Genomic DNA, 20,809 nt, shown 5'->3' on the forward strand with positions numbered 1-20,809 from the left:
GTCCCCCGCCCGTTGGGCCCCGGCCGCCGGCTGAGGGCCGGGTCCCGAGTCGTCCCCCGTGGGCGATGGTCCTTCCGTCGCCGTCATGGCCGTGCGTCCTCCGTCTCTGTGCCCGCGCCCCGGTCCGGGAGCAGCCCCTGGCGTCGTGCCGTAGCGGCGAGCGTACGGTGTCCGGACTGCTCGGCGAGCACGACCCGCTCCTGGGGCAGGGCGCGCTGCCACCATTCGCCGGCCGCGGCGTCGGCAGTGGCCCGCAGGTCGACCAGGGCGACGGCGAGGCCGCGCCGGGCCGACTCCAGGGCGGCGGTGCCGGGGTCCGGCTCCGCCAGGAGGCGGGCAGCATGCTCACGGGCCTGGTCGGCACTGGCCAGGGCCCGTTCGACACGGTCGCCCGCGCGCCGGTTGGTGACGGCCACGGCGGCGACGAAACCGACCAGCGCGCCGACGACGGTGTCCACGACGCGCTCCGTCATCAGCTCGCCGGGTTCCTGGAATCCGGCGAACTCGGTGATGAGCAAGGCCATGGGGGTCACGCAGACACTGCCGAGCCAGTAGTTGCGGCTGATCAGCACCTCGGCCCCGAAGCTGAACGCGAGGCAGCACAGCACGAGGACCGCCTGGCCCAGATGCGCGAGCGGTGCGACGGCCGCGAAGACGAGCACGCCGACGACGTTGCCGACGACCCGCTGGACGGCCCGGCTCCAGGTCAGGGCGATATTGGCCTGGTAGAGCGAGGCGGCGGTGACCAGGGCCCAGTAGGGGCGGCCGATACCGAGGGCGAGGGAGGCGTAGCCGGCGAGCGCGCAGCCGAGCGCGGTGCGCACCGCGAGCGGGGTCAGCGGGCCGAGGCGCGCCCAGAGGGAGCGGGCCGCGTCCACGCCGAGCAGTTCGTCGGCGGCCGCCCGCGGCAGACCGGCCTGCGGAACGGGCCCGGTACCGCGCAGCGCGCGGGCCCACGCACGCAGCCGGCCGGCATCCGACTCCGCCGGCGCCGCGAGGGCGACCTCGGCCCGTACGACGAGCCGTTCGAGGGCGCGCCGGGTCCGGGAGGGGGCGCCGGTGGACAGCAGTGACTGCCAGGCGGCCTGGACGGCGGCGTAGCCCGCGGCACGGGCCCGGGCATGACCCTCGCCCGTGCCACCCGTGTCGGCGTACGCGGCCGCGGCCTTCAGCGCACCGGCGGTGGCGCGGCGCTCCGGGCCGTGCGGCCGGACCAGCGCGGGCGCCATGCAGACCAGCCAGGCCCAGGCACCCGTCACGGCGGCCAGAGCCAGATGACCGGGGACCTGGGCGAGGGTCTGCGGCGCGAACAGTGAGGCGGAGCTGACGAACGTGAGGACGACATTGCCCGGCGGCCCGACCCGCGTGGCGTCGCACAGCACCTTCTGCGCGGCGGCCAGCAGCGCACCGACCGTGACCAGCACGACGGCGCTGCCGGTGAGCGAGGCGGCGACCAGGGCGACGGCGAGTCCGCCGAGCATGCCGAGCACCACCCGCACCAGGGTCCCGGCCCGGGCGGCGTAGGGGCGGTTGTGGGCGTACAGCGCGCACAGTGACCCGGCCATCGTGTACAGCGCCAGGTCGAGCCGGCCGAGCGCCAGGAGGGTGAGGTTGGGCGGGGCGATCGCCGCGACCACGCTCAGCGCGGGCTTGAACCAGATCTCGGAAGGCCTGCCGACGCGCAGCACGCCCGCCAGCGGAAGACGCCGGGCGGGCGGGGAGGCGGGTGGGGGGTTCGCGCTGCTCATTCCCACAAGATTAGCAGGTGTTTTACTCGTGAAATATAGACTCCGGCATAGCCGCTCACCTGGCGTGCTCCGTCGAATGCTCCCCGTGTACACCCTTGCGCTCGCGTGCGCGCCGCATGGCCGGGGCATCGAATGACCGACTGTCGAGCGGGGAGGTGCGCGTGCACGGACCGGCTTCGTCCGGCTGGCTGCTGGTGGCGCTCTGCGCGGTGACCGGCGCCTACTGCCTGGTGCGGATGCGCAGCGGCGGCGAGGCGCTGATGGGTTTCGGGATGGCCGCGATGGCGGTCCCGGCGGCGGTGTTCTCTCCGCCCTCGTGGGCCTGGCTCGCGTACGCGTTCGTGTTCGGGGCGGCCGCGGTACACGCGCTGTGGGCGGCGCGGGCCGGGGCGCACCATCTCCACCATCTGGCGGGAGCCGCCGCGATGGTCTACATGTCCGTCGTCATGGCCGGCACTCCCGCACACGCGCACGGTCAGGGCGGATCGGGAGTTCCGCTCCTGACGGGGGCGTTGCTGCTGTACTTCGCCGGATACGTGCTGCTGACCGGCGTCCGGCTGGTTCCGGTGACCGCCGTGGCCGGGAGCGGGGCCGGGCGCGGCGGATCCGCCCCCTGGGGCGACCGGCCGGAACTGGCGCGGGCCTGCCGGCTGTCCATGGGGATCGCGATGGTGACGATGCTGCTGACGCTGTGAGCAAGGACAGCCTCGTCGCGCCCTACAGATCGACAGATCGCCGTACGGATCCGTTGCCTGCGTCACTTTGGCGGCACAAGTCGTACCCCTGAGCGGCGCCGCGCTCATAGGCTGCCTCCCATGATGCTCACCGCGGCACTGTTGCTGCTCGGCGCCCTGACCGCCGTGGTGGCTCCCCGGCTGCTCGCCCGGGCCAACTGGCCGGATCGTGAGCCGGTGGTGGCCCTGTGGGTGTGGCAGTGCGCGGTGGCGGCCGTCCTCGTGTGCTGTGCGCTGTCGATGACGCTCAGCGCGGCGGCGGCCTGGCATGCGGTCGGCGGGCATGTCTTCGCGACGGCGCCGAGCGCCGCCGTCGAGGCCTATGCCCTCGGTACGGCGGGCCCGTGGGCGGCGACCACGGCGGTGGCGCTGGCCTGCGGGGGTCTGTGGAGCGCGGCGATGCTGGTCCGTGAGGTCGGCCGGGCGCGCGCCCGGCGCCGCGACCGGCGCGCCGACCTGCTGGTCCGGGCCCCGCTGCTGCCGGGCGAGGTGGCCGTGTCCGGCCGGCTCGTCGTCCTGGAGAGCGAGCGGCCCGACGCCTGGTGGCTGCCCGGCACCTCGCCGCAACTGGTCGTCACCACGGCCGCGTTGCGTCGGCTGAAGGGCCGGCAGCTTGAAGCCGTGCTCGCCCATGAGCAGGGGCACGCACGCGCCCGGCACGACTGGCTGCTGAACTGTTCCTCCGCCCTGGCGGGCGGCTTTCCGCAGGTGCCGGTGTTCGCCGCGTTCCGCGACGAGATGCACCGCCTGGTCGAACTCGCGGCCGACGACACGGCCTCCCGCCGCTTCGGCCGTCTGACCACCGCCCTGGCCCTGGTCGAACTGAACGAGCACCGCGGTGTGTTCGGCCCCTGCCCGACGCCACAGGCCCATGTCCCGGCGCGGGTGCACCGCTTGCTCACTCCCCCGGACCGGCTGACCGCGGCGCGGCGCCTGCGACTGACGGCGGCGGCCGCGCTGGTGCCCGTGGTGCCGGTGCTGCTGGCGTTCGTACCGGGGCTGCGGGCGCTGGGATAACCGGCGCATGTGACCCGGGCGCCGGGGGCCTCGAGGTGGCCGAAGTGTGGGGGCCCCGGGGCCGAAGATCGCCGCCGCACTGGATCCGGAGCCCCCGGTTCGGCGAGGATCGCACTATGCACACCCAGTCCGTCGACTCCCCGCCCCGTCCCGAGCACCGCACCGCCGCCGGTTCCGCCGGTGTCCTGGCCCTGTGCTCGGCTCTGCTGCTGACCCTGGTCGCGGTCAGATGGAGCCCGTTGATCACCACGGACGGAGACATCTCCGGCACCACCCACCGCTGGGCGGTCGACGAACCCGGTATCACCCGGACGTTCCGCATCCTCACGGACTGGGTGTGGGATCCGTGGACGATGCGTCTGCTGTGCGCGGCCGTCGTCGTCTGGCTCGTCGTGCGGCTCGCGGCGCGCTGGACGGCGGTGTGGCTGGCGCTGGCCGTCACGCTGGGCACGCTGCTGCAACAGGGCCTCAAGGCGGCCGTGGACCGTCCCCGCCCGGTCTGGCCCGACCCCGTCGACTCGGCCCACTATTCGGCCTATCCGTCGGGCCACGCCATGACCGCCACGGTCGTGTGCGGCCTCCTCCTGTGGCTCCTGCACCGTCACGGGGTGAGCCGTGCCGTGTGGCGTACGGCCCTGATCGTGGCCGTCGTCTCCGTGATCGGGGTCGGGCTGACCCGCGTCTGGCTGGGCGTCCACTGGCCGTCGGACGTGGTGGGCGGTTGGCTGCTGGGCGCGATGGTGGTGGCCCTGGCGGTGTGGGTGCACCAGCGCCGGCATCCGTGAACACCCGCGGGAGCGAAGCACGCCCTCGTAGGATCACCCCATGACCGCCGTGCTGTTCGACTTCTCCGGGACCCTCTTCCGTGTCGAGTCAACCGACTCCTGGCTGCGCGGCACCCTGGCCGGGACCGCGATCCGGCTCGCGGAGGCGGAGGTGGCCGCCGCGGCCCGGGCGCTGGAGACGGCGGGCGCCCTACCGGGCGGTGCCGATCCCGCGCGGGTGCCTGAGGAACTGGCCGACGCCTGGCAGATCCGGGACCAGAGTGCCGAGCTGCACCGGGCCGCGTACACCGGCGTCTCCCGCCAAGTCACGCTGCCCGACCCGACGTTGCACGACGCGCTGTACGAACGCCATATGGACCCGGCCGCGTGGGCCCCCTACCCGGACGCCGTCGAGGTGCTCCGCACGCTGCGCGAGCGGGGCATCCCGGTCGGGGTGGTCAGCAACATCGGCTGGGACCTGCGCCCGGTCTTCCGCGCGCACGGCCTGGATCCCTACATCGACGCGTACGTCCTGTCGTACGAGCACGGCATCCAGAAGCCCGACCCGCGGCTGTTCGCCACCGCCTGCGAGGCGCTGGGCGCCGATCCGCTCCGGACGCTCATGGTCGGCGACGACCGCAGGGCGGACGGCGGCGCCACGGCCCTGGGCTGCGGGGTTCACTTCGTGGACCATCTGCCGGTGACCGACCGGCCGGACGGGCTGCGGCCGGTCCTGGATCTGGTGAGCTGAGGGTCGCACCGCCGGAACAAGCAGCCCGAGGCGACCATCCGGTCTCCTGCTCGCCCGCCTCGGACGATCCCCCGTGTCGCCCGAGGCAGACGGCATCCCCGGCTGGGACCGCGCGGCCCCGGCCGGACGCTCCGAGTATAGTTGGCTGGCAGCCAGTCAACGCAGGAGTTTCCACATGTCCCCGCGCAGCGCCTCGGTCAATGAAGAGTTGCGGAGACGTTCGAAGGAGCGGCTTCTGCAGGCGGCGGTCGAGCTGGTCGACGAGCGCGGGTTCGAGGCGACGACGCTCGGCGACATCGCCGACCGGGCGGGTTCGGCGCGCGGTCTGGTCTCGTACTACTTCCCCGGCAAGCGCCAGCTCGTGCAGTCCGCCGTGCACCGGCTGATGCACCGCACGCTGGAGGAGGCGCTGGAGCGCGAGCCGTGCACCGAGGACGGCCGGGAGCGGATGGCGCGGGCCATCGACGCGATCCTGGGCCTGGCCGGGGACCGGCCCGTGCTGATGCGCCAGCACATGGCCGGGCTGCTGCAGGCCGAGGGCTTCGTGCCCTGCCCGGAGCAGCGGCGGCTGGCCGAACTGCTGCGGGACACCGTCGCCCGGCTCGGGTCGAGGGACGTCGACAGCGACTACCCGATGCTGCGCGCCCTGCTGATGGGCGCCGTGTACGCGGCGCTGGTGCCGGGGGTGCCGATGCCGGTCCCGGTGCTGCGGGCCGAGTTGTTCAAGCGCTACCGGCTCGACCTGGAGCTGGGTGTCCCGCCGGAGGCCGGGGCCTCCGACGGGACGGGCGACACGGATCTGTCGCGGTTCTTCGCGACCGGGTCCTCACCCGGCTGCCCGGACGATCAGTCGAAGTAGTCCGGCTGTGTCTGGACGTTGAGTTCGCGCATGTGGACCCAGCGGGCCGGGGCCGTGCGCCGGTCGTCGATCTTCAGGACGTCGAAGCCCCTGGCGTACTCGTTCGAGTAGATGTAGCCGTTGTAGTAGTACGCCGACCATGAGCCGCCCGACTTGATCGTGTCCGTCGTCAGCGGACCGCGGTCGAAGTAGGCGATCTCCTTCGGGTTGCTCGAGTCGGTGAAGTCCCAGACGGAGACACCGCCCTGGTACCAGGCCTGGACCATCAGGTCCTTGCCCTTCACCGGGATCAGCGAGCCGTTGTGGGCCACGCAGTTCTCGGTGTCCGCCTGGTGGCGCGGGATCTTGAAGTAGCTGCGGAAGACCAGCTTGCGCTTGTCGCCCTTGCCGACGATGTCGTAGATGCCGTCGGCGCCACGGTTCGGTCCGATCTCCGCGTTGCACGTGGCCGCGCCGCCGCCGCCGAGCTCGTCGGTGTACACGACCTTGTTGGCCTTCTGGTTGAAGGTCGCCGAGTGCCAGAACGCGAAGTTGACGTTGTCCTGGACGCGGTCGATGACCTTCGGGCGCTCCGGGTCCTTGATGGAGAACAGGATGCCGTCCCCCATGCAGGCGCCCGCGGCCAGGTCCTTCGACGGCAGCACGGTGATGTCGTGGCAGCCGGTGGTCTTGGAGACGCCCGGGTTGGTGGGTCCGCCCGGGTTGCCGCCGCCGTCCGGCCCCTCACCGGGGAACAGCACGGGGAAGCCCACGACCTTGGCCTTCTCGGGAGCCTTGCGCGGCACCTTGATGACGGAGATGCCGTCGTGCGGCGGCCGGCAGTCGGGGTAGGCGTCGCTCGGCGAGTACGAGGAGACGTACACGTAGACGTTCCGGCCCTCGGGCACCAGCGTGTGGGTGTGCGAGCCGCAGGCGGTCTCGACGGCGGCGACGTACCGCGGGTTGCGCTTGTCGCTGATGTCGAAGACCTTCATGCCCTCCCACGAGGACTTCTCGGTCGCCGGCTGGGTGGTGCTGGTGCAACTGCTGTCGCTGCGCGAGGAGTCGGTGGACAGGAACAGCAGGTTGCCGGAGACGGAGATGTCGTTCTGCGAGCCGGGGCACAGCACCTGGGCGACGGTCTTCGGCGCCTTGGGGTTGCTGATGTCGAAGATGCGGAAGCCGTCGTAGTTGCCCGCGAACGCGTACCTGCCCTGGAAGGCGAGGTCCGAGTTCGTGCCCTGGAGCACGTCCTTGGGGACGAATGCCAGGTGCTGGATGTTGTCGGAGTGGACGATCTCGTCCTGGGCCGGTATCTCGCCGTTCTCGATGGCCTCACGGACCTCGGCCTGGGCGCTCTTGGAGACCTTCTTCGGCGCGGGCGGCGCGTCCCCCGGGTCGGGGGTGGCCCCTGCCGGTGCCGCTGTGAGGAGCGCGGCCAGCAGTCCACCGGCGGCCGCGAGGACGCCCAGGCGTCTACGGCGTGTTCTGCGGTCGTTCAACAGGATCACTGTTTTCCTCCCTGGTTCCGTTCACTGCGGAACGGTTCACGCACCACGCAGTATCGTCTTCGCCATGCACATACCAACAGAGGGCAACAGAATCGCAATGAAGTTTTGCGATCAATGACCCGCGGAAGCGTGCCAGTACGTCGTCCGCAACACGAGGTGCGTCCCAACCCGCCCGCCACAGGAGGTCGTTGTGCTGTCCCGCCGCGTGTCTCGTGCGTCCGTCGTCACGACGGGGCTGGTCGCCCTGGCCGTGCTCGCGGCCGGGGGCTGTGACTCCGGTCCGGACCGGAAGCCGGCCGCCGCGGACGGGCCCGCCGTGATCGCGCCGGGTGAGCCCGGCGAGGCGAACCGCACCCTGTCCGCCGAAGAGGCCGCCGACCAGAACCCGGAGAACGACTCCCCCAACTCGGCGGACGTCTCCTACGCCCGCATGATGATCGAGCACCATGCCCAGGCCCTGGTGATGACCGAACTCGCCCCGAAGCGTGCCGGGTCGAGCGATGTGAAGCGCATAGCCGAGCGCGTCGCGGCCGGCCAGAAGCCCGAGATCGAGGCCATGAAGGGCTGGCTGAAGTCCTACGGCAAACCGCCGAAGGCCGAGCGGCACGAACACGCCGCGATGCCCGGCATGGCGACCGAGGCCCAGCTGAGGAAGCTCCGCGCGGCCGACGGCAAGGCCTTCGACCACCTCTTCCTGACCCTGATGACGACCCATCACCAGGGCGCGATCACCATGGCCACGGACGTGAAGGGGCAGGGCAACAACATCCTCGTCGAGGAAATGGCCGACGAGGTGATCGCTCAGCAGACCAGCGAGATCACGCGGATGCGGGACATGCTCTGAACCAGTGGACACTGACAGGGATCCCGGCTTCCCTCAGGCGGTCAGGACTTCCAGCGCGGCTGCGTGCACGCCCGGCGCGGCGGCGAGGTAGCTCTCACCGGCCGGTTCCCACGGTTTGCCCTCGAGATCGGTCACGACGCCTCCGGCCTCCTGGACCAGCAGCACGCCCGCCGCGTGGGACCGGACGTTGTCGAACTGCCAGTGCACGTCCATCCGGCCCGCGGCGACCTGGGCGAGCTGGTGGGTCACCGGTACGGAGACCCGCACATAGAGGGCGGAGTTCGTCATCGCGGTGAAGGCGGAGCCCATCCGCTTCGCGAGCTCGGGGTCGTGCCCCGGCTTGGCCTGGCCGGTCCCGGCCAGTGCGCCGTCCAACGATGTCTTGACCGAGACCCGCAGTCGTACACCGTTGAGGAACGCCCCGCCGCCCTCGGTCGCGGTGAACATCTCGTCGAGGACCGGGAAGTAGACCACCGCCAGCACCGGGCGGCCGTCACGGACGAGGCTCACGCCGATGTTCCAGTCGGACATGCCGTGCACGGCGTTGACGTTGCCACCGACCGGGTCGATGAGCCACCACTCGCCCGTGGCCAGCGGTCCCGATCCGTGTTCGTCATTGAGCCAGCCCGCGCTCGGCAGGGCCTCGGTCAACGCCGGTCGCAATGTGTCGACAACGGCCGCGTCATTGGCCTGGAGGTTCGCGAGCAGTTCGGGGAGCCCGGGCGGACGGGACCCTGCGGAACAGCGCGTCATCATTCGGGCGCCGGCGTGACGGACGGCGGCGACGGTGGAGGCAAGCAGTTCCTGGCTCATGGGATGCTCCTGGAGTTGATCGAGGTGGATCTGTGTCTTGTTAGGATTTACTCTCATGCAATTGGACTTGAATCTGCTGACCGTGCTGGACGCCCTGCTCGAAGAGGGCAGCGTGATGGGCGCAGCCGAGCGGCTGAACCTGTCCTCGCCCGCGGTCAGCCGCACCCTCGGCCGACTTCGCGCCGTCACCGGGGACGACATCCTGGTGCGCACCGGCCACTCGATGACTCCCACCCCGTACGCGCTGTCGGTTCGGGAGGACGTGCACCGGCTGGTCAGGCAAGCGCATGAAGTGCTCTCGCCGGTCCGCGAACTGGACCCGGCCGAGATGGATCGCACCTTCACGATCCAGTGCCACGACGCGGTGGCAGCGTCACTGCTGCCGGTACTGGTCGGGAGGATCCAGCAGCGGGCTTCCGGGGTGCGGTTGCGGGTGCTGGCGGAGAATTCCGTCGACACCGACGACCTGCGCCACGGCCGCGTCGATCTGGAACTGGGCGGCGGTAGGCCGACTCTGCCCGAGTTCCGGTCCGAGCCGCTCGGCGACGATCGGCTCGTCGTGGCGATGCGCGCGGACCACCCTTGCGCCGCCGGACTCGACCTGGCCTCCTACGCGGCGCAGCCGCATGTGGTGATCTCCCGGCGTGGCCGCCTCACCGCGCCGATCGACGACGCGCTGGCCGCCCAAGGCCTGCGGCGCCGGGTGGTCGCGGCGGTGGCGACGGTGTCCACCGCCCTGCAGATCGCCGCCCGCGGCGACGCGCTGGTCACCTGCACGGCGATCCACGGCCGCCCGCTCATCGAGGCGTTCGGGCTCCTCACCCGGCCACTGCCCATCGAGTCCCCGGTGGCGACGATCAACTGCAACTGGCACCAGCGCTACGATTCCGACCCCGCCCACGCCTGGCTCCGCGAGCAGATCCGGGCGTCGATCGAGGAGATCACCGCCTGCTGACTACTCCGCCTACTCCGCCAAGGGCAGGGCCACGGCACCGGGAAAGCCAGGCGCCTCGGCTTCGTCGAGCATCGCCGCGGCGACAGTTTCCCGGCTGACCTTCGCACCGAGGTCGAAGGGAGGCGCGGCCTCCAGGCCGACCGTGCGCCGACGGGGGCTTTCCGGCCCGTCGGCGAGCATCCCGGCGTGGAAGACCGTGCCCCCGGCCGCGAGAACGGTGTTGTCGGCTTCGACCTTGTCCGCCAGCCGGTCGCCCAGCACCTTGGCGAGCACGCCCGCGCCCTCCCCCGCCACTTCGGCGGACTTGCCCGTGCCGTAGGCGCCGAGCCAGATGACGCGCCGTGGGCCGGCGGCGACGACGGCCCGGGCGCCGGTCAGGAGAATCCCGGCCCGGTCCGTGCCGAGAGCGGAAAGGACCACGGAGTCCCGGTCCACGACGGCGGCGATACCGGCCGCGTCGTTCACGTCGCCCGCCACTTTGCGCAGGTTCGGGGAGTCGGGCAGCGCGATCCTCTCGGGATCACGCGCGATGGCGGTCACGGTGTGACCACGTCGCAGCGCCTGTCGGGTGAGGGCGATTCCGGTCTGGCCGGACGCCGCGAGGACGGTGAGGTTCATGCCGAGAACGCTAGGGAGTTCCCCACTTAACATCAAGTGCAAGTATCTGACTTGATAATTTACCCAGACGCAATTTCGTCACTGCCAGTCAAATGCATATGAGTAAATCTCCCATTGATCAAATTGCATTTGATGCAGGCGGCGGCTGCTCGTAGCGTCGATACGTACCTGGCGGCCTCGGCGGCGGCTCCGGCACCCTCTGCCCGTCACGCGAAGGAGTAATGAAGTTGTCCACGAAATCCACGGTGATCGTCGGCGGCGGCCTGGTAGGGCTCACAGCCGCGGCCTCCCTCAAACTCATCGGCCACGACGTCATCGTGCTGGAACAGGCACCGCGGATTCGAGCCGTCGGCGCCGGCATCGGCCTGTGGGCCAACGCGTTGCGAGAGTTCGACCACCTCGGCATCGGCCCGGCAATCCGCGACATGGGCATCGAGCAGGACACGTGGTTCTTCAGCCCTGCCGGCGATCCGGTCCGCGCTCCTGGTTACACCGACAGCGATCACCGGTTCCTCCTCGTGCCGCGCCCCGAGTTGAACAACCTCTTGGCCGACACCATCGGTCGCGACCGAATCCGCCTCGACGCCCACGTGACCGGATATACCGAGACCGGATCGGACGTCGTCGTGCACCTCGCGAACGGCGAGACACTTCGCACGGATCTACTGATCGGCTCGGACGGCGTCCACTCACACGTGCGCAAGCAGCTGGTGCCGGGGAGCGACGCCGTAATGCACTCGGGCCACTACGCCTGGCGCGCGATCGTGCCGACTGGCAACCAGAACTCAGAGGCCACCGTACTCACCGTCGGCCACCGCCGAACCCGCGGCGGATACGCGAGGATCGCTCGTGATCGGACCATGTGGATGGTGAACCAGTTCGATGCCGGACCGCTCACCGGAAGCAAGCGCGAAAGAGCACTGGAACGCGCACGGAATCTGGCCGAGGCGGGATGGAACGACGAACTCCTGTCCGTGATCGCCGAAACGCCGGAGGAATCCATCCTGGAGAACCAGGTCACGCTGGTCCCGGAACTGCCCCGGTGGACCAGCGCACGCGTCGCCCTGATCGGCGACGCCGCGCACGGACTGTCCCCCCACATCGCTTCCGGCGGCACTCTCGGCATCGAGGATGTCGGCGTCCTGCGCCGCAGCCTGACAGCCGAGGCTGACCTGGAAAAGGCCCTCACTACCTACGAGCACACCCGCCGCGCCCGCTTCGATACGGTCCGCGAGCACTCCGCTGCCGTCGAACACGCCGGCGACGCAGTCGAATTCGCGCGACACTACGCCGCGTTCAGCCGCTGGATGCTCACCACGGCACCCGCCACCTGACAGTTCCGTACCCACACGACAGGAGGCGGCAAATAGATGCCGGACTGGATTGACCTCACGCAGTCTTTAATAGCGTCGCCTGCACTCTACGCCGTGCTCATCGCGGTATCCTTACTCGACTCTTTCCTCCCGTTGATCCCGAGCGAACCCGTCGTGATCCTCGCAGGAATCGCCGGCGCAACCGGGCAGACGAATATCATGCTCGTGATCGCCGCCACGACGGTCGGCGCCTTTCTCGGCGACCTCGTTCCCTACTCCATCGGCCGGTTGATGGGGGAACGTGTATTCAAGCGCCTGCCGGTCGGCACCAAGCGCCGGACGGCGTACGACTGGTTCGCGCGCGAACTTGAATCACGCGGCGGATTTGTACTCGTCTCCACGCGATTCATTCCGGTCGGACGCTATCTCGCCACAGGAACGGCGGGGGTCGTGAGATACCCGCCGCGCAAGTTCATGCTGTACGTTGCGATTTCCACGTCCACATGGAGCGCCTATACCGCACTGTCGGGATACCTCGGTGGCGTCTTCTTCCAGGAGAATACGCTCCTCGCTGTCGCCGTCGGCGTCGGGCTCGCGTTCGCGGTAACCGGTGCGGTGGAGTTCTCACGCTATATTCAGCGCCGCAAGAATCCTGTCGAGCCCGACGATGTCGTCGCCGAACATCATTGAGGCCGTGCGCGGCGGGGTGCGAGCAGGCCCGCGTCCCGGGCCTGGCCGATCAGTCTCAGCGACTTGCGGCGGCTGTGCCCGGTCGCGCACATCACGGCGAGGACCGGGTCGGCACCGTCCTGCTGGGCCGCGCGGTACTCCTGCGCCACCAGCCACCGCCCCTCGACGCCGCGCGGCCAGACCGGCCGGGCCCGGCGCCCCGGGCCCGCGCGGTCCTCGGGAACCGGGCCCGCAGCGGCGCCGCAGGCCTCGGCCAGCGAGTCCTCGAGCCAGTCGGCGAGCACCGCCAGATCGTCGAGGGACAGCGCGGGCTGGGCGCGTACGTCCTCGACACCGACGCAGCCGCCGGCCACGACCGCCAGCGCGTCGACGTGGGCGCCGTCCGCGAAGGCGAGCCGGACGTCGAACCACCGCGTGGCGTCCTCGTTCTCCCGCACTTCCCACGCGGGCCGCACGGACACCGCGCCGTCCACCGGAGAGCGATCAGAAAGATTAAGAAAGGATGCTTCCAGCACACACGGAACGTAACCGCATGATCACATTCGCTATAGATCCGACACGCGCCCCGGTCGGAGCACAGCACCCTGTCAGCGGAGCCCGGCCGGTGCGATGCTGGAGACATCAGCGCTCTCCCGAGATCCCCCGGATCCCACGGGTAAGGAGTTCCGCCGTGCTGCGAGTCGCCGTCGTAGGCTCCGGGCCGAGCGGGTGCTACACCGCCCAGAGCCTCGTCCAGCTTGACTCCGAGGTGCGCGTCGACGTTCTGGACCGGCTGCCGTGCCCCTACGGCCTGGTCCGCTACGGCGTGGCGCCCGACCACGAGAAGATCAAGTCGCTGCAGAACAATCTGCGCGCGGTCCTGGAGCACGACCGGGTGCGGTTCCTCGGAGGTGTGCAGGTGGGCCCCGGCGGGGTGCCGGCCGCGCGGCTGCGGGAGCTCTACCACGCGGTGGTGTACTGCGTGGGCGCCGCCACGGACCGGCATCTGGGCATCCCCGGGGAGGACCTGCCGGGGAGCTGGTCGGCGACGCAGTTCGTGTCCTGGTACAGCGCCCACCCGGACGCCGTGGACGGCGGTTTCCTGCGGGACGCGCGGTCGGCCGTGGTCATCGGCGTGGGGAACGTCGCCGTGGACGTCACCCGGATGCTGGCCCGGGGGCTGGCCGAGCTCAGCCCGACGGACATGCCGCAGGCGGCCCTGACCGCGCTGGCGGCGAGCCGCGTGACCGAGATCCACATGGTGGGCCGGCGCGGCCCGTCCCAGGCCCGCTTCACCACCAAGGAGCTGCGCGAGCTGGGCACCCTGCCGGGGACCGACGTCGTCGCGGACCCGGCGGAGCTGGTGCCGGACCCGGGGTACACGGATCCGTCCGCACTGCCCGCCCCGCAGCGGCGCAACGTGGAGGTGCTGCGCGGCTGGGCCGATTCACCGCCGACCGACGCCCCGCACCGGATCCGCCTCCGCTTCTTCCTCCGCCCGGTCGAACTGCTCGCCGAGCAGGGCCACGTGGGCGCGGTCCGGTTCGAGCGGACGGCACCGGACGGACAAGGCGGCGTGACGGGCACGGGCCGGTACGAGGACATCGAGGCGCAGTTGGTGCTGCGTTCGGTGGGCTACCTCGGAGTGCCGATGGAGGGTCTGCCGTTCGACGCGAAGACCGGCACCGTGCCGAACCTGGCCGGACGGGTCCTGCGCGAGGGCGTCGTCACCCCGGGCGAGTACGTGGCGGGCTGGATCAAGCGCGGCCCGACGGGTGTGATCGGCACGAACCGCCCCTGCGCGAAGGAAACGGCGATGTCCCTCCTCGAGGACGCCCCGCTCCTCGCCGCGAAGGACATCCCCCGGCACACGCTCACGGCCCTGCGGGCAGAGGGAATCGACCCGGTCGAATGGACGGGCTGGCAGTCGATCGAACGGGCGGAGGCGGAGCTGGGAGCGTCACTCGGACGCGGAGTGGTCAAGCTCCCCGACTGGCAGTCCCTGATGGAGGCCGCGCACAGCAGGGTTCCTTAAGGGGCAAGCCTCCCGGCCTGCCTCCCCGCCGCATCGAGCAGCGCATCCAGCAGCCCCGGGAACAGCCCCTCCAGATCATCCCGCCGCAGCCCGTTCATCTTCGCCGTCCCGCGATAGACCTGCCGGATCACCCCACTCTCCCGCAACACCCGGAAGTGATGCGTGGTCGTGGACTTCGTCACCGGCAGATCGAAACGCGAACAGGACAACTCCCCGCTCACCGCGGCAAGCTCCCGCACGATCCGCAGCCGCATCGGATCGGAGAGCGCGTGCAGCACATGCTCCAGCCGGATCTCGTCGCGCTCGGGATGCGGCAGGGCGCGGCTGCTCACGGCGGGGGACGTCACGGCGACTCCATTTCCTCGGGAACCTCCATAGTACGAGAACCATCGTAGTTTGACATCCACCGTACTACGATGCCTATCGTACGAGTCGACATCGGCCCCGCAACGAATGGAGTCCGCCGTGACCGCGCTCTTCGAGCCCTACACCCTGCGCGATGTGACCATCCCGAACCGCGTGTGGATGCCCCCGATGTGCCAGTACTCGGCAGCACCAGAGGGACCGGAGACCGGCGCCCCCCACGACTGGCACTTCGCGCACTACGCCGCCCGCGCGGCCGGCGGCACGGGCCTGATCATCGTCGAGGCCACCGCCGTGTCCCCGGAGGGTCGCATCTCCCCGTACGACCTCGGCATCTGGAACGACACGCAGGTGGAGGCGTTCCGCCGCATCACCCGCTTCCTCGCCGCGCAGGGCACGGTGCCTGCGATCCAGCTCGCCCACGCCGGCCGCAAGGCCTCGACGGACCAGCCCTGGAAGGGCGGTGCCCCGGTCGGCCCGGACGCGTACGGGTGGGACTCCGTGGCGCCGAGCCCTCTCGCGTTCGACGAGAAGCACCCGGCACCGGCCGAGCTGACCGCCGACCAGATCCAGGACATCGTCGGGCAGTTCGCGGCCGCGGCCCGCCGCGCCCTCGCCGCCGGTTTCGAGATCGCCGAGGTCCACGGCGCCCACGGCTACCTGATCAACGAGTTCCTCTCCCCGTACTCCAACCACCGGACCGACGCCTACGGCGGTTCGTACGAGAACCGCGTCCGCTTCGCCCTCGAAGTGGTGGACGCCGTACGGGAGGTGTGGCCGGACGACAAGCCGCTGTTCTTCCGCATCTCGGCGACCGACTGGCTCGAGGACGGCGGCTGGACCGCGGACGACACCGTCCGCTTCGCCGCCGATCTGCGGGCCCACGGCGTCGACCTGCTGGACGTCTCCAGCGGCGGCAACGTCTCCGGCGCCCGGATCCTCACCGGCCCCGGCTACCAGGTGCCCTTCGCCGCCCGGGTGAAGGCCGAGACGACCCTGCCGGTCGCCGCGGTGGGGCTGATCACCGACGTCGAGCAGGCCGAGAAGATCCTGGCCAACGGCGAGGCGGACGCGGTCCTGCTGGGACGGGAACTGCTGCGCAACCCCTCGTGGGCCCGGCACGCGGCGCGGGAACTCGGCGGTGAGGTCCGGGTGCCGGACCAGTACCACCGGTCGGTCTGACCGGCACCCGGATCTCGGAGCATCCGGAGCGTCAACCGGCCGTGCACGCCGTCCCGTTGAGCGTGAACGCGGCCGGAGCGGCGCTGTTGCCGCCGTGGCTCGCCTGGTAGCCGATGCTGACGCTCGCGCCCGGCGCGATCGTGCCGTTGTACGACACGTTGGTGGCGGTGACCGTCCCGGACGACGGCGCGTACGTGGCGCCCCAGCCGCCCGTGACGGTCTGGCCGGCGGGCAGCGTGAAGCCGAGTTTCCAGCCGTTGACCGTCGTCGTACCGGTGTTGGTGAGGGTCACGGACGCGGTCAGGCCGGTGTTCCAGGCGTTGACCGTGGACGTCACCTTGCAGGCGCCGGGCTGGGGCTGCGGCGCCGGGCCCGAGCTGTCCAGGCCGAAGAAGGTGAGCACGCGGGAGGCCATGCCGTGGGCGTACAGGTTGTGACCGACGCCCTGGAGGCTGATGGCCTCCACGGGCGCCCGGTCACCCGTGCCGCCGTAGCGGGTGCGGGTCCAGCCGGACTGAGGTGTGTCCGTGGCGGTCGGCGTCTGGCTGACGCCGTGCACGTTCGTCCACTGCTTGATCTGTTCCCCGAAGTTGGGATAGCGCAGGACGTCGTCCTGGGTGCCGTGCCAGATCTGCATCCGCGGGCGGGGACCGGTGTAGCCGGGGTGGGCGTTGCGAACCAGGTCGCCCCACTCCTTCGGGGTGTGGGTGAGCGTGCCGCCCGAGCAGTTGCTGTTCCACTCGGAGCCGTCGGTGGTGGCGAAGCAGGCGAACGGGACGCCCGAGAAGGCCGCGCCGGCCGCGAACACGTCGGGGTAGTCGCCGAGCAGGACGTTCGTCATCATCGCGCCGGAGGAGATGCCGGTGGCGAACACCCGGCCGGTGTCGGCGTCGTAGGTGCGGGTGACCCAGTCGATCATCGACTTGATGCCGACGGGGTCGCTGCCGCCGCCGCGGCGCAGCGCCTGGGGCGAGGAGACGTCGAAGCACTTGCTGCTGCGGGTGACGGACGGGTAGAGCACGATGAACCCGTACTGGTCGGCGAGCGTGTCGTACTCGGTGCCGTTGTACATGTCCGGACCCGAGCCGGTGCACCAGTGCACGGCGACCACGACCGCCGGGTTCGGCGTGACGCTCTCCGGCACGTAGAGGTACATCCGCAGGTTGCTGGGGTTCGTACCGAAGTTCGTGACCTCGGTGAGAGCCGCGGCGGGCACGGCCTCCTCGCGGGCGGCGGCAGCGGGTGCGGTGAGCACCGTGGCCGCGAGCATCGGCAGCAGTGCGGCGACGAGCGCGAGGAGGATCGACCGCAGCGGTCTCCTCGCCGTGGGGCGGGGGGTGGCAGGCACGTCCGTGTCCCTTCCGTTGTGAGGTGCGGCTCGCAGGACGTCGTACGGCGGTTCAGCAGGTGGAGTCGGTCTGGGTCAGCAGGGCGAGCCGCCAGGGCAGCCGGTAGTACTCGCCGCTCGAGGCGGGGTCCATCCCCTGGTAGAGGAACCGCAGGCGGCACGGGTCGATCGTGAGGGTCTGGTCGACACCGGCGCGGATCATCTCGCCGTGGCTGAAGTCCCTGGTCCAGGCCGGCTGTCCGGCCTCGAAGGTGACATTGACGGAGCGGGCGAAGGGGTTGGCCTCGGTGTCGGCCAGGGGTGTCCAGGCGCCGCCCAGGCTGTCGGCGCGCCAGGCCCGGAAGTAGCGCCGCCAGTCGGATCCGGTCGCGAGCGCCTCGACGAGCATGAGATAGCCGGAGCCGTCGCCGAGCCGGTAGACGTTGCCCGCCTCGAAGAGGTCGTAGCGGTTGGGTTCGGACAGCACGATGGCGGTGTCGCGGAAGCCGTTCGGGAACTCGGCGAGCGTGGTGCGCGAGCGGTACTGGTGGCCGTTGCCGTCCGAGAAGAACAGGTAGCAGTCCGTCCGGTCGCAGATCGTCCAGAAGTCGAGCCAGGCGCCGTCGCCCTTGTTCTCGGTGACGATCGGCGGCTCACTGGCGAAGAAGTCGCGTGGCGCGCTCCAACTGAGCGGGTCCGAGGGGTCCTTGGTCGTGGAGTAGGACGGGGGCCCGGTCTGGTAGACCATGTACCAGGTCTGCTGGGGCGCGAAGTAGAACACCTGGGGCGCGGCGGCGTACCGGTCGCCGATGTTCGGGTTGGCGTCCAAGAAGGTCTGGGGTGCCGAATCGGCCTCGGACCACTCGGTGAAGCTCGTGTGCCCGAGGCTCCAGCGTCCGGCGGTGTCGGCGGTCGTGAAGTAGACGTGCCAGCGGTCCCGGTAGCGGAAGACCGTCGGGTCCTTGACCGAGAGGATCGGGTGGGCCGCGTCCGGCTTCGGGCTGATCAGCGGGCCGGTCGACGACCACGTGAACGAACTCGGCGGCGAGCCCTCGTGGCCGGGCCGCGAGGTGCCGGCGGCCGCCGGTCCCGGCGGCGCGGCCAGGGCGCCGACGGCCACCAGCATGAACACGAGTCCACTGACGAACGTACGCGTGCGCGGAGTCCTCATCGACCCGCCCTCTCGTGAAGGGAAGCACATCCGTCGGCATGGTGACATGCACATGGCTTTCATGGAAGCGCTCCCACGCCACCCTCATGGCGCCCTCGCCCTGACCAGGAGCGGCCGAATGTGTTCTGCGCGAGGCGTTGACTAGAAAGCGCTTGCCCCCTACGTTCCGTTCAGCAGTGTGACCGAGACCTCCAGGCCGGTCGTACTCAGCGCGCGCGGTGAACAACATGGCGAACGTCATTCATGTACATGACCGACCTGGCAACCATGAGGGCACCACGAAGGGACGCACCCCACATGCGTACTCCCCCACGCACACGTGTACACAGATCCACCCTGGCTGTCGCCGCCGCGTCCGCGTTGGCGACCGTGGCGGTCCTGGCCGTTCCCCAGCCGGCCGGGGCCGCCGAGACCTCGCCGATCGGGTTCGGCGCGGGCACGACCGGCGGCGGCAGCGCCTCGGCGGTCACCGTCTCCACGCTGAGCGCCTTCAAGTCGGCGGTGACCGGCAACTCGGCCAAGGTCGTCCGCGTCAACGGCCTGATCTCGCTGAGCGGTCAGATCGACATCGGTTCCAACACGACCGTCCTGGGCGTGGGTTCGGCGTCCGGGTTCACCGGTGGCGGACTGCGGCTGAAGAAGGTCTCGAACGTCGTCGTCCGCAACCTGAACATCAGCAAGCCGGTCGCGCCCGCCGACGGCATCACCGTCGAGGCGTCCACCAAGGTCTGGATCGACCACAACTCCTTCTCGGCCGACCGCGATCACGACAAGGACTTCTACGACGGTCTGCTGGACGTCAACCACGGCGCGGACAACATCACGGTGTCCTGGAACACCTTCAAGAACCACTTCAAGGGCTCGCTCGCCGGCCACAGCGACAACAACGCGAGCCAGGACACGGGCCACTTGAAGGTGACGTACCACCACAACCACTTCGCCAACGTGTACTCGCGCATCCCCAGCCTGCGCTTCGGCACCGGGCACTTCTACAACAACTACGTCGAGGGCGCCGACACCGCCTGCCACTCGCGCATGGGCGCCCAGATGCTGGTCGAGAACAACGTCTTCCGCTCGACGAAGATCGCGGTCACCACGAACCGCAGCAGCGACGTCGACGGATACGCCAACCTGCGCGGCAACGATCTCGGTGGAGCCGCGACCGAGGTCTCGCGCGTCGGCAGCTTCACCAGCCCGCCGTACGGCTACTCGGCGGAGCCGGCCTCGTCCGTCGTCACCTCGGTGACGTCGGGTGCGGGCGCCGGAAAGCTCTGACACCCCACCTCGCCCCTCACTCACCCACTCAGACGACAGAAGGAATCGGGACATGACTTCTGCGACACGTCCGCGCGCCCGCAGGCGCGCGCTGACCGGCGCGCTGGCCACCCTCGGCCTGTCGATTGGCATGATCATGACTACCAACGCGCCCACGGCGAGCGCCGCCACCTGGCCGACCCCCAACGGCAGCCAGGGCACCTCCACCACCATCCCCGTCTCCGGCACCAAGGACTACGGGATGAAGCGGTACTACGGCACCGGCGCCCTGGCCGGTGACGGCCAGGAGGAGGGCCAGGACCCGATCTTCAAGCTCGCGAACGGCGCGGTGCTGAAGAACGTCATCCTGGGCGCTCCCGCGGCCGACGGCATCCACTGCGAGGGCAGCTGCACGCTGCAGAACGTCTGGTGGGAGGACGTCGGCGAGGACGCCGCCACCTTCCGCGGCGGCAACGGCGCCACGTACCAGGTGATCGGCGGCGGTGCGAAGAAGGCGGCGGACAAGGTCTTCCAGCACAACGGCGGCGGCACGCTGACCATCTCCAACTTCGCGGTGCAGGAGTTCAAGACGCTCTACCGCTCCTGCGGCGACTGTTCCACGCAGTACACCCGCAAGGTCAACCTCAACTCCATCGACGTGACCGGCACGGGCTCCACCGCGCGGATCGTCGGCATCAACGTCAACCGCAACGACACGGCGACGCTGCGGGGCATCACGATCCGCAACGACTCCGGCCGCAAGGTCGTCCCCTGCCAGAAGTACAACAACAACACCGCCGTCGGGTCGGGACCCGACAGCAAGAACTGCCTGTACTCCACCTCGGACGTCACCTACAGGTAGACCCCCCACGGTGAAGGCGGCCGTGCGCGGTGCCCCGACG

21 protein-coding genes are annotated in these 20,809 nt (G+C 70.3%); 13 read left to right on the forward strand and 8 right to left on the reverse strand.

The window, feature by feature from the left end; translation table 11 throughout:
• Positions 1 to 83: 83 nt before the first annotated feature.
• The gene (locus ACFTZL_RS07970; RefSeq protein ID WP_382579532.1) at positions 84 to 1,748 is read right to left on the reverse strand and encodes an FUSC family protein; all 1,665 of its coding nucleotides are present in this window, start codon (positions 1,746 to 1,748) and stop codon (positions 84 to 86) included.
• Between the two features lie 161 nt (positions 1,749 to 1,909).
• Here ACFTZL_RS07970 and ACFTZL_RS07975 point away from each other — a divergent pair, with 161 nt between their 5' ends.
• The 5 genes from ACFTZL_RS07975 to ACFTZL_RS07995 all read left to right on the forward strand — a co-directional run bounded on the left by ACFTZL_RS07975 (position 1,910) and on the right by ACFTZL_RS07995 (position 5,873).
• A complete protein-coding gene (locus tag ACFTZL_RS07975) occupies positions 1,910 to 2,443 on the forward strand; it encodes a DUF5134 domain-containing protein (RefSeq protein WP_382579534.1) in 534 nt (177 codons plus the stop codon).
• 120 nt (positions 2,444 to 2,563) lie between these two features.
• Positions 2,564 to 3,499, forward strand: a complete 936-nt coding sequence (locus ACFTZL_RS07980) for a M56 family metallopeptidase (protein ID WP_382579536.1) — start codon at positions 2,564 to 2,566, stop codon at positions 3,497 to 3,499.
• A 116-nt stretch (positions 3,500 to 3,615) separates the two neighbouring features.
• Positions 3,616 to 4,284 carry a phosphatase PAP2 family protein gene (locus ACFTZL_RS07985; protein ID WP_382579538.1) on the forward strand — a complete coding sequence of 223 codons (669 nt, stop codon included), beginning with the start codon at positions 3,616 to 3,618 and terminating at the stop codon, positions 4,282 to 4,284.
• A gap of 40 nt (positions 4,285 to 4,324) precedes the next feature.
• Positions 4,325 to 5,014, forward strand: a complete 690-nt coding sequence (locus ACFTZL_RS07990) for an HAD family hydrolase (protein WP_382579540.1) — start codon at positions 4,325 to 4,327, stop codon at positions 5,012 to 5,014.
• Positions 5,015 to 5,189: 175 nt separating this feature from the next.
• The gene (locus ACFTZL_RS07995; RefSeq protein ID WP_382579542.1) at positions 5,190 to 5,873 is read left to right on the forward strand and encodes a TetR/AcrR family transcriptional regulator; all 684 of its coding nucleotides are present in this window, start codon (positions 5,190 to 5,192) and stop codon (positions 5,871 to 5,873) included.
• On the opposite strand, the gene ACFTZL_RS08000 is transcribed toward ACFTZL_RS07995, so the two are convergent.
• Positions 5,861 to 7,363, reverse strand: a complete 1,503-nt coding sequence (locus ACFTZL_RS08000; protein ID WP_382579544.1) for an LVIVD repeat-containing protein — start codon at positions 7,361 to 7,363, stop codon at positions 5,861 to 5,863. The genes ACFTZL_RS07995 and ACFTZL_RS08000 overlap by 13 nt on opposite strands.
• A 190-nt stretch (positions 7,364 to 7,553) precedes the next feature.
• Between ACFTZL_RS08000 and ACFTZL_RS08005 the strand changes: the two genes are divergently transcribed.
• Positions 7,554 to 8,207 carry a DUF305 domain-containing protein gene (locus tag ACFTZL_RS08005; protein WP_382579546.1) on the forward strand — a complete coding sequence of 218 codons (654 nt, stop codon included), beginning with the start codon at positions 7,554 to 7,556 and terminating at the stop codon, positions 8,205 to 8,207.
• A 33-nt stretch (positions 8,208 to 8,240) separates the two neighbouring features.
• Here ACFTZL_RS08005 and ACFTZL_RS08010 read toward each other — a convergent pair whose 3' ends face one another.
• Positions 8,241 to 9,020 carry an inositol monophosphatase family protein gene (locus tag ACFTZL_RS08010; protein WP_382579548.1) on the reverse strand — a complete coding sequence of 260 codons (780 nt, stop codon included), beginning with the start codon at positions 9,018 to 9,020 and terminating at the stop codon, positions 8,241 to 8,243.
• Positions 9,021 to 9,075: 55 nt separating this feature from the next.
• Between ACFTZL_RS08010 and ACFTZL_RS08015 the strand changes: the two genes are divergently transcribed.
• On the forward strand, positions 9,076 to 9,975 hold the full coding sequence (locus tag ACFTZL_RS08015) for a LysR family transcriptional regulator (RefSeq protein WP_382579550.1): 900 nt from the start codon (positions 9,076 to 9,078) through the stop codon (positions 9,973 to 9,975).
• Positions 9,976 to 9,984: 9 nt separating this feature from the next.
• Here ACFTZL_RS08015 and ACFTZL_RS08020 read toward each other — a convergent pair whose 3' ends face one another.
• On the reverse strand, positions 9,985 to 10,593 hold the full coding sequence (locus ACFTZL_RS08020) for an NAD(P)-dependent oxidoreductase (protein ID WP_382579552.1): 609 nt from the start codon (positions 10,591 to 10,593) through the stop codon (positions 9,985 to 9,987).
• Positions 10,594 to 10,814: 221 nt separating this feature from the next.
• On the opposite strand from ACFTZL_RS08020, the gene ACFTZL_RS08025 reads away from it, so the two are divergent.
• A complete protein-coding gene (locus ACFTZL_RS08025; RefSeq protein WP_382579553.1) occupies positions 10,815 to 11,927 on the forward strand; it encodes an FAD-dependent monooxygenase in 1,113 nt (370 codons plus the stop codon).
• 36 nt (positions 11,928 to 11,963) lie between these two features.
• Positions 11,964 to 12,596 (forward strand): DedA family protein, encoded by a 633-nt coding sequence (locus ACFTZL_RS08030; RefSeq protein ID WP_382579555.1) that lies wholly within the window; start codon positions 11,964 to 11,966, stop codon positions 12,594 to 12,596.
• Here ACFTZL_RS08030 and ACFTZL_RS08035 read toward each other — a convergent pair.
• Positions 12,590 to 13,057 carry a DUF6214 family protein gene (locus ACFTZL_RS08035; protein ID WP_382579572.1) on the reverse strand — a complete coding sequence of 156 codons (468 nt, stop codon included), beginning with the start codon at positions 13,055 to 13,057 and terminating at the stop codon, positions 12,590 to 12,592. The two genes, ACFTZL_RS08030 and ACFTZL_RS08035, sit on opposite strands and share 7 nt — an antisense overlap.
• A gap of 209 nt (positions 13,058 to 13,266) precedes the next feature.
• On the opposite strand from ACFTZL_RS08035, the gene ACFTZL_RS08040 reads away from it, so the two are divergent.
• Positions 13,267 to 14,610, forward strand: a complete 1,344-nt coding sequence (locus tag ACFTZL_RS08040) for an FAD-dependent oxidoreductase (protein ID WP_382579557.1) — start codon at positions 13,267 to 13,269, stop codon at positions 14,608 to 14,610.
• On the opposite strand, the gene ACFTZL_RS08045 is transcribed toward ACFTZL_RS08040, so the two are convergent.
• Positions 14,607 to 14,957: an ArsR/SmtB family transcription factor gene (locus tag ACFTZL_RS08045; protein WP_382579558.1), complete on the reverse strand. Its 351-nt coding sequence runs from the start codon at positions 14,955 to 14,957 to the stop codon at positions 14,607 to 14,609. The two genes, ACFTZL_RS08040 and ACFTZL_RS08045, sit on opposite strands and share 4 nt — an antisense overlap.
• Positions 14,958 to 15,075: 118 nt before the next feature.
• Between ACFTZL_RS08045 and ACFTZL_RS08050 the strand changes: the two genes are divergently transcribed.
• A complete protein-coding gene (locus ACFTZL_RS08050) occupies positions 15,076 to 16,155 on the forward strand; it encodes an NADH:flavin oxidoreductase/NADH oxidase (RefSeq protein WP_382579560.1) in 1,080 nt (359 codons plus the stop codon).
• A 31-nt stretch (positions 16,156 to 16,186) separates the two neighbouring features.
• On the opposite strand, the gene ACFTZL_RS08055 is transcribed toward ACFTZL_RS08050, so the two are convergent.
• Both ACFTZL_RS08055 and ACFTZL_RS08060 read right to left on the reverse strand, forming a co-directional pair.
• Positions 16,187 to 17,425 (reverse strand): PHB depolymerase family esterase, encoded by a 1,239-nt coding sequence (locus ACFTZL_RS08055; protein WP_382579574.1) that lies wholly within the window; start codon positions 17,423 to 17,425, stop codon positions 16,187 to 16,189.
• Between the two features lie 130 nt (positions 17,426 to 17,555).
• Positions 17,556 to 18,653 (reverse strand): non-reducing end alpha-L-arabinofuranosidase family hydrolase, encoded by a 1,098-nt coding sequence (locus ACFTZL_RS08060; protein ID WP_382579562.1) that lies wholly within the window; start codon positions 18,651 to 18,653, stop codon positions 17,556 to 17,558.
• 297 nt (positions 18,654 to 18,950) lie between these two features.
• Here ACFTZL_RS08060 and ACFTZL_RS08065 point away from each other — a divergent pair, with 297 nt between their 5' ends.
• Together ACFTZL_RS08065 and ACFTZL_RS08070 are read left to right on the forward strand one after the other, a co-directional pair.
• A complete protein-coding gene (locus ACFTZL_RS08065; protein ID WP_382579564.1) occupies positions 18,951 to 19,928 on the forward strand; it encodes a polysaccharide lyase family 1 protein in 978 nt (325 codons plus the stop codon).
• Positions 19,929 to 19,980: 52 nt separating this feature from the next.
• On the forward strand, positions 19,981 to 20,769 hold the full coding sequence (locus ACFTZL_RS08070; RefSeq protein ID WP_382579566.1) for a pectate lyase: 789 nt from the start codon (positions 19,981 to 19,983) through the stop codon (positions 20,767 to 20,769).
• Positions 20,770 to 20,809 lie beyond the last annotated feature (40 nt).

It is taken from the genome of Streptomyces sp. NPDC056948 (assembly GCF_042674225.1).
GTDB lineage: Bacteria > Actinomycetota > Actinomycetes > Streptomycetales > Streptomycetaceae > Streptomyces > Streptomyces purpurascens.